This is a genomic window from Prevotella sp. HMSC073D09, assembly GCF_001814145.1.
In the GTDB taxonomy this organism is placed as follows: domain Bacteria; phylum Bacteroidota; class Bacteroidia; order Bacteroidales; family Bacteroidaceae; genus Prevotella; species Prevotella conceptionensis.
In genome coordinates, this window is the sequence record NZ_KV815128.1 from 17,658 (window position 1) to 25,968 (window position 8,311).

At 49.7% G+C, this 8,311-nt stretch carries 6 protein-coding genes; all 6 read right to left on the reverse strand.

Features of this window, described 5'->3' with window-relative positions; all coding sequences use genetic code 11:
* Positions 1–167: 167 nt before the first annotated feature.
* The 6 genes from HMPREF2955_RS12510 to HMPREF2955_RS12535 all read right to left on the reverse strand — a co-directional run bounded on the left by HMPREF2955_RS12510 (position 168) and on the right by HMPREF2955_RS12535 (position 8,244).
* Positions 168–449, reverse strand: a complete 282-nt coding sequence (locus HMPREF2955_RS12510; RefSeq protein ID WP_070723791.1) for a GNAT family N-acetyltransferase — start codon at positions 447–449, stop codon at positions 168–170.
* 111 nt (positions 450–560) lie between these two features.
* Positions 561–3,965 (reverse strand): transcription-repair coupling factor, encoded by a 3,405-nt coding sequence (mfd, locus tag HMPREF2955_RS12515; RefSeq protein WP_070723792.1) that lies wholly within the window; start codon positions 3,963–3,965, stop codon positions 561–563.
* A 278-nt stretch (positions 3,966–4,243) separates the two neighbouring features.
* The gene (locus HMPREF2955_RS12520) at positions 4,244–4,993 is read right to left on the reverse strand and encodes a polyprenol monophosphomannose synthase (RefSeq protein WP_070723793.1); all 750 of its coding nucleotides are present in this window, start codon (positions 4,991–4,993) and stop codon (positions 4,244–4,246) included.
* Positions 4,994–5,088: 95 nt separating this feature from the next.
* Positions 5,089–5,847, reverse strand: coding sequence for a lysophospholipid acyltransferase family protein (locus HMPREF2955_RS12525; protein WP_070723794.1), 759 nt, complete (start codon positions 5,845–5,847; stop codon positions 5,089–5,091).
* A gap of 386 nt (positions 5,848–6,233) precedes the next feature.
* Positions 6,234–7,415, reverse strand: a complete 1,182-nt coding sequence (locus HMPREF2955_RS12530; protein ID WP_070723795.1) for a metallophosphoesterase — start codon at positions 7,413–7,415, stop codon at positions 6,234–6,236.
* Between the two features lie 34 nt (positions 7,416–7,449).
* Entirely contained in the window at positions 7,450–8,244 is a 795-nt protein-coding gene (locus tag HMPREF2955_RS12535) for a vitamin B12 dependent-methionine synthase activation domain-containing protein (protein ID WP_070723796.1), read from the reverse strand.
* Positions 8,245–8,311 lie beyond the last annotated feature (67 nt).

Genomic DNA, 8,311 nt, shown 5'->3' on the forward strand with positions numbered 1-8,311 from the left:
ACGATGCACCTATGGCTTTCCATATCTAATTTTGTTTGGCTATAAGATAGTAATAGAATTTGTGCAAACAACCGCAAACGGCTGGTCCGTTTTGCAGTAGTTTGCACCGTATATCCCTTTGTAGGACATGCCCATTAAAGAAAGCCGTTGTATAAGAAATGTAGGGACTAGCCCTTAACGTCGTTGTACTTATCGCTCCGCGCAAACTGCACGGTGACAAAAGAACATACGTCTTTTATCTTCTTGTTGTTCTTACGGGCATAATCGGCAGCGGCATCAAGCAGTATTTTGCCAATGCCCTTACCCTTGTGTTCGGGCGAAACCACGGTGTGCACGATGGCAAAGTGGTCGGCATCCACCCATTCGTAGCTGATGTAACCCAGTTTTTCTTCGCCTTCTAAGGCCACAAACTCGCCGTTCTGCTCGTTGTTGGTGTGGTTGATTGTCATTGTTTCTATCCTCCTAAAAATTTATTGGCACCGCGAAAGCATGCCATAGTTATTGCTTATTGCGCGCATACGCCCTATATAGATATAAGGTGTAGTGGCATTAGTACAAGCCTACCCCACTTTGGGCGCAGGCTTATTCTCGATGGCGCGCAACACTTTAACGGCATCGCCAACCGTAGGCACGGCCGAAACGTGCATCATTCGGCGGCCTTTTATCTCCTTCAAGTCGCAACGGCGTGGGTTATTGGCGATGTAAGTCAGCACGTTGTCGAAGGCCTTCGACCGATAATAAGCACTGTTGGGGTTGCTAACAAACTGCATGAGCATGCGCCCTTGTTTAAGCATTATCTTCTCGCAACCTAATCGTTTGCCAATACGTCGCAAAGCCACCACTTGCATCAGCTCCTCGCCTTGCGGCGGAACAGGCCCGAAACGGTCTACAAGCCTATTGCGATAGGCATCCAATTCGTTGTCGCTCTCAATGTTGTCTAGCTCGCGATAAAGCAACATCCGTTCGCTGCTACCTGGCACGTAGTTGTCGGGGAAATACATTTCAAGGTCGCTTTCCAAGGCGCAGTCTTCCACAAATTGGTCGCCACCCACCTCTTCTCCTTGCTCAATACTCTCCGCATATAGGTCGGCAAACTCGTCGTTACGCAGTTCGGTAACGGCTTGCGACAGTATTTTCTGATACGTTTCGTAGCCCAAGTCTTCCATAAAGCCACTCTGTTCGGCACCAAGCAGATTGCCTGCCCCACGAATATCAAGGTCTTGCATGGCGATGTTAAAGCCGCTGCCTAAGTCTGAGAACGTTTCGAGTGCCTCTAAGCGGCGTCGGGCGTCGGGCGTTAAGGCCGAAAGGGGTGGCGCCAGCAGGTAACAAAAGGCCTTACGGTTGCTCCTACCTACGCGTCCACGCATTTGATGCAGGTCGCTTAGTCCCACTTTGTGGGCATGGTTCACGATAATGGTGTTGGCATTGGATATGTCGATGCCGTTTTCGATAATCGAAGTGGAGAGCAACACATCGTATTCGTGGTTCATAAAGTCGATAAGCGCGTTCTCCAAATCTTCTGGTTTCATTTGTCCATGTGCTATAACCACACGGCAATCGGGCACATGCTTGCGTATGATGTTGGCCAATTCGGGGAGATTTGCTATTCGGTCGTTCACAAAATACACCTGTCCGTTGCGGCTCATCTCGAAATTGATGGCCTCGGCAATGAATGCGCCGTCGAATGTTGCTATCTCTGTGTGTATGGGATGGCGGTTTGGAGGTGGCGTTCGCATTACGCTCATGTCGCGCGCACCCATCAATGAAAACTGCAACGTGCGCGGAATGGGCGTGGCCGACATGGTGAGCGTGTCGACATTGGTTTTAAGTGTGCGCAGCTTTTCTTTGGTAGACACGCCGAACTTTTGCTCTTCGTCGATGATAAGCAGCCCCAGGTCGTGCCATTTTACGGTCTTTCCAATAAGCTTGTGCGTGCCAATGATGATGTCTATCTTGCCTGCGGCGAGGTCGTCTAGCACTTGTCGGGTTTGTTTTGCCGAACGAGCGCGCGACAAATAGTCGACCCTTACGGGCAAATTCTCTAATCGTTTGCTGAAAGTTTTGAAGTGTTGGAAGGCCAAAACCGTTGTTGGAACCATCACGGCCACCTGTTTAGAGTCGCATGCGGCCTTAAACGCGGCGCGTATGGCCACTTCGGTTTTGCCAAAACCCACGTCGCCGCACACCAGGCGGTCCATTGGGCGGGCGCGTTCCATATCGGCCTTCACCTCGGTTGTGGCTTTCAACTGGTCGGGCGTGTCGTCGTAAAGGAAACTTGCTTCTAGTTCGTGCTGCATAAACGAGTCGTGACTGAATGCAAACCCGCGTTCGGTGCGCCGCTTGGCATAAAGCTTTATCAAGTCGCGGGCAATATCCTTGATACGTTTCTTGGTTTTCTCTTTCAAGCGTTCCCAAGCCCCCGTTCCTAGTGTAGAAAGCCTTGGCTGCTCGGTGGCCGTACCTTTACGATAGCGCGAAATCTTGTATAACGAATGGATGGAAACGTCTACCTTATCGTTGTTTTGGTAAACGATGCGTATCATCTCTTGATACGAGTTGCCAGTGGGTACGCGAACCAGGCCGCCAAACTTGCCGATGCCGAAGTCTACATGCACGATGAAGTCGCCCGGTTCCATCTCTTGCAACTCTTTCATCGTTAACGCTAGCTTGCCGGCGCGTGCGCGTTCGCTTTTGAGATTGTACTTGTGGAAACGGTCGAATATCTGGTGATCGGTGAAAAAGCAGATGCGAAGGTCGTTATCCACATATCCTGCATGCAAAGTAAAGTCGCCTGCCGACTCCATTTTTAGTGGTGCAGCCGACTTTTGCTCGGCTGTAAGGATGTCGCGAAGGCGTTCTTGCTGCTTTTTACTGTCGGCCAAAAGCACCAATCGGTAGCCTTGCAGCTGATAGTCTTCGAGTGTTTGGCGCAGCAAGTCGAAGTTTTTATGAAACAGGGGCTGTGCCGAAAAGTGGAAAGCAATGGTGGCTTGAACCTCGTCTGGCGGCTTACTACCAATGTAAATGTGCCTAAATGCGGCGGCATCGTGGGCAAATTGGCTGGCGGTGAGCAGCTGCAACTCTTTTTGCATGGCGGCCCGTATCTGCTGTTGTTCCACCTCGGTGGCACCATCTAGCTGCGCCTCCAATGCTTGATGGGCAAAACCCTCGTCGTAAATGCGCGCTATTGTGTCGCGAACGTAGCCAAAATCTTTCATCACGAGCAGGGCATCGGGAGGCAAAAGCGTTAGGAACGACACCTTTTCGTTGGCCTGCCGCGCTAGTTCGGGAACAATTTCAACGGCTTCGCGTTTGTCTTTCGACAGCTGATTTTCTACATCGAAGGTGCGAATGGTGTCGATTTCGTCGCCGAAAAAGTCAATGCGGAAAGGCAATTCGTGACTGTACGAGTAGATGTCTACAATGCTACCGCGTACGGCGAACTGCCCAGGTTCGTACACATAGTCCACCTCGCGGAAGTCGAAAGCCCGCAAAGTTTTCACCATTTGCACAACATCTATGGTCTGCCCCACGCTTAACCGCAACGTACGTTCGTCTAACCGCTGCTTTGAAACAACCAATTCGCTCAGTGCATCGGGTGCGCAAACCACGTAAGTGGGCCTTTCGGCAGCAAGACGAGCCAACACCTCGGTGCGCAATATCTCGTTGGCAGCATCGCGTTGTCCGTATTTTACGGCGCGCCTGTACGATGAAGGGAAGAACAACACATCGTTCTGCCCCATCAGTTGCACCAAGTCTTGGTAGAAATAGCCTGCCTCGTCGGCATCTTGCAGTACGAAAAGGGTGGTTTGGGGACGGCGTTGCGCCATGCCCGAAAAGAAAACAGGCGCAGTGGAGGCTACCAAACCTTGGAGAAAGATGCGGCGAATGGCTGCATCGGCAAGGGTTTTGTGGAGTGCGGCAGCCTGCGGTTGTCCTGAATATATTTGTTGGAGGTTCATCGACATGCGATTAATTTGAGTGTCTGATGTGGTGAGTTTATAACCTTATGAGTACGTGAGTGCGTGAGTTTATGTGTTTGAGCGTTCCTGCGTTTGTGGATGATTGCACATCTGTTTGTGGGTTGTGACTGCATAATATTGTATTGAGCACTTACAGACTGAGTAAATGATGAAGTTAAAAACTCACGAACTCATCATCTTACACACCCATAATGCCATGAAAAGGAGTGGAAGCCACAGGGGCCATTCCACTCCTTTCCATCCACAAGCCAATTTGGTCATTGTTGTATTTTAGGATATTTTCGGGTCCATCCGTCGAGCCTCAACCGCATAACGCCGAAGAAAGCCTCGCCGAAAATGCCGCCACTCATCTTGCTTGTTCCCTCGCGGCGGTTGACAAATATCACTGGAACTTCTTTTATCTTAAAGCCAATCTTATAAGCGGTGTACTTCATTTCTATTTGGAAACCATAGCCTTTGAAACGCACTTCGTCGAGCGGGATGGTTTGAAGTACTTGCCGGCGATAGCACTTAAAGCCGGCCGTGGTGTCGTGTACGGTGAAACCAGTAACGAAACGCACATACTTCGATGCGAAATAACTCATCAGCACACGTCCGATGGGCCAGTTCACAACGTTTACGCCGCTAACATAACGCGAGCCAATGGCAACATCGTAGCCTTCGTCGTGGCATGCAGCGTATAGGCGCGGCAAGTCGGCAGGGTCGTGACTGAAGTCGGCATCCATCTCGAAGACATACTCGTAATCTCGCTCCAAAGCCCACTTGAAACCCGTGATGTAAGCCGTTCCCAGCCCTAGTTTGCCTTTACGTTCGAGCATAAACAGGCGGTCGGCAAACTCTTCGTCAATCATTCGGCGCACGATAGCCGCCGTTCCGTCGGGGCTGCCGTCGTCGATAACGAGGATATGGAAACATTTATCGAGTGCAAATACGGCTCGAATAATTTTCTCGATGTTCTCTTTTTCGTTGTATGTGGGGATGATAACGATGCTGTCGCTTGTGTTCATGCCGTGTAACTTTGTTGGTTCTACTTATGCAAAGGTAAGGCTATTTCTCAGAAGTGCAATGCCATACATGCGTATTTTTGACTGATTGGGGGCGATTATTGGTCGGGATTGGCCTCAAATCCTTGATATTCGGGAACAAGTGAGCCCATAATTACTTGGTAACTCTGCTCTTCTAAGAACTTCGTATTGTCTGTTCCCTGTCCAATTGGCATTATCGGGGCGTGTATGGTGAGCCTCAATCGGTGCCAACGCACCCATTTAAGGTCGCGTGTTCGTGGCATAACATCGAACGAGCCGTTGATGGTAACAGGCACAATGGGCAGCTGCAACTCGTCGGCCAGCATAAAAGCTCCGCGCCTAAACACGCCCATGTGCCCCGTAAAGGTGCGTGCGCCTTCGGGAAAAATAACCAACGACATGCCGTTATGCAAGGTTTGTCGGGCTTGGTCGATAGACTTCTTTATCTTTGCAGCACTTCGTTTGTCTACAAAAATATGGTGAGCAGCCTCGCATGCCTTGCCCACGAGTGGTATCTTGCGCAGCGATTGTTTCATCATCCATTTGAAGTTGCGCCCCAGAAAGCCGTAAATCATAAAGATGTCGAACGCTCCTTGGTGGTTAGCAGCAAACACATACGACTGCCCACGCTGCAAATGTTCGCGCCCTTCTACCTTAATTGGCAGAAACAAGATGCGGATAATAAACCACGACCAACACTTACCTGGGTAATATCCCCAAAAGTGTCCGTTGCCAATGAAGCATCCCACGATGGTGACGAGGGCTGTTAGCACGGTGGCCAAGACTATTAGGGGAATGGCCACAAACAATTGGTAGATGCGATAGAGAATTGTCATTGTTGTTTATTATTGACGAGAAACATAGCCACACTCCCCAATTCTTCTCCTAGTGGAGCAGGGAGTAAATAGCCTTGCTGATTGATTTTTTATAATCGTTCGCATTGATCAATTTACGAGTTTACTAGGACATTTGCAACAAAGCATTGGCTTAAAAGGTGAAAGAGCGAAAAGGTGAAAGGGTGAAAAGATGGCTAAAGCCTTTTTCTGATGAAGGAGTGAAAGAGAGAAAAGGTGAAAAGGTGAAAGGTTGAAAAGGTGAAAAAATGGCTAACGCCATCTATTCATTTGGCTTAACTCCTTAAATCCATAACTCCATAACTCCTGAGCTATTGGCTTAACTCCTTAACTCCTTAACTCCTTAACTCCTCAAAGCACTCCTTTTACTACTTCTCAGCCACCTTTCCGCGCCGCAAGGTGATGACAACCACTTCGGGAGGAACACCAAAACGGAAAGGAACAACACCGCCCAAGCCTGATGAAACGAAGAGTGAGCGTTGTCCTTGGGTGTATAACCCCTTGTCTTGCTTATAGCTAATGATGGTGGGACGAAGTCCGAAAATACTTACTTGACCGCCATGCGTATGCCCCGACAGGGTTAGTTGCACATGACTATGCGGCAAGATGTTGCGTTCCCAGGCCGAAGGGTCGTGTTGTAGCAGCACCACAAAAGAGCCTTTGCCCACACCTTTAAGTGCTTTGGACAGGTCGGCACGCGAAGGAAATGGCGGTCTACCATCGTTTTCGGTTCCTGCAATCACGATGGAGTCGGCTCCGCGACATACTACACGATGCTCGTTAAGCAGCAAATCCCAGCCAAACTGCCGCTGACGTGCAACCATTTCGCGCTCGTTAGCAACCTTTATGGCCTCTGGACCATTGAAATACATGCTGTAATCGTGGTTGCCCAATACAGAGAACATGCCATCGCGGGCGTTGAGGCGACTTAATTGCTCGCGACAAGGATAGAGTTCCGAGGGTTGTACGTTCTGTAAATCGCCCGTAAACACGATAGCATCGGCGTGTTGGGCCATGATTGTATCGACTGCTCGCTCCAAGAAGTGGGCGCGACTGCCTACGAAACTGCCCACATGAGCATCTGTAAACTGCACAATGCGGTAGCCATCGAAGGCCTCGGGCAGGTCGGGCGAATATATCTCCACATGGTTTACGTTCAGTTTGTTGGCTCCAATAAGCCATCCGTAAGCCAAAACATAGATGCAGAACAACGCCAAGAGGTAGCCAACGGCCTTTCCCCAGTTGGTGGTTGAGTGGCGAAGGCGTGCAAACACGCGCCCAACAATGGCACAACTCACATAAACAAACTTGGGTACAACCAACAATCCCAAACAAATGAGGTAAACGTTGAGTATCTCTACACTGTCGGGGACGAAGTTTTTGGAACCTGCCATCACAATGGTAAACACCATCATGCCTAGGCTAAGCACCCATCTTAGTACGCGCAAAGGCCATTTTGCCTTGCGTTTGCTTTTCCAATTGCGCCGTTCGATGTAGAGATCGGGCAAAAGGATGGCTAACAATAGAGGTATAAGTATTCTTGAAATCACTTGCTAAATGTTGTTTGTTACGCCCTTGTTGCACTTATTGCACAAACTTTTTAATCATGTATAGCGGCACACCACGTCGCTTTGCGTAGTCGGCAAGCTGGTCTTCGCCTATCTTTCCCAGGTCGAAATACTTCGATTGAGGATGCGCGAACATCAAACCCGACACGCTTGCATGGGGCTGCATCATGCCTGTGGGCGTGAGATGTATGCCGATAGAGCCCATGTTGATTAGCTCGTTGAGCAAGAAATTGACACTGGTATCGGGCAACGAGGGGTAGCCAATGGCCGGACGAATGCCTTGATAAGGCTCTCGGAGCAACTCTTGCGGCTCGAAATGCTCATCGGGAGCATAGCCCCAATAGTGCTTTCTCACCTCTTCGTGCATGCGTTCGGCTGTTGCCTCGGCCAGTCTTTCGCCCAAAACCTTGGCCATCATCTGCTTGTAGTCGTCGTTTTTGTAGTCGTATTCAATGCCCGCATCCACCGTAGTGGCGAACGCTCCCACCTTATCTTTAATGCCACTTGATAGCGGACGAACGAAGTCGGCTAGGCAAAGATTAGGTGCGCCCGTGCTTTTGGCTTTCTGTTGGCGTAGCAACGGCAGGCGCATGTCGCCCAAAAGCAGGTCGTCGCCGTCGCTGTTGGCATCGAAAAGTTCGAATACGGCATGCGTTCTGTAACGCGTTTCCATTGCGTCGAGCATCTCTTCGGCCTCTTTTCGCAACTTCTCTTTCTCGTCAGTTGGCTTTCCACTCATGCCCCATGTGTGAAAAAAGTACAGCCAACTGATGTAGGGACGTATGTCGTTGATGTTATATTTTAGTATCATTCTGTTGTTTTGAGGGGTTCTTTTTGAGGAGTTTTTTTGAGGAGTTAAGGAGTTATGGAGTTAAGGA

Bases quoted from the DNA above. Each gene is read 5' to 3' on its own strand.
- HMPREF2955_RS12510 (WP_070723791.1), bottom strand. From the start codon at position 449: ATGACAATCAACCACACCAACAACGAGCAGAACGGCGAGTTTGTGGCC.
- mfd (WP_070723792.1), bottom strand. From the start codon at position 3,965: ATGAACCTCCAACAAATATATTCAGGACAACCGCAGGCTGCCGCACTC.
- HMPREF2955_RS12520 (WP_070723793.1), bottom strand. From the start codon at position 4,993: ATGAACACAAGCGACAGCATCGTTATCATCCCCACATACAACGAAAAA.
- HMPREF2955_RS12525 (WP_070723794.1), bottom strand. From the start codon at position 5,847: ATGACAATTCTCTATCGCATCTACCAATTGTTTGTGGCCATTCCCCTA.
- HMPREF2955_RS12535 (WP_070723796.1), bottom strand. From the start codon at position 8,244: ATGATACTAAAATATAACATCAACGACATACGTCCCTACATCAGTTGG.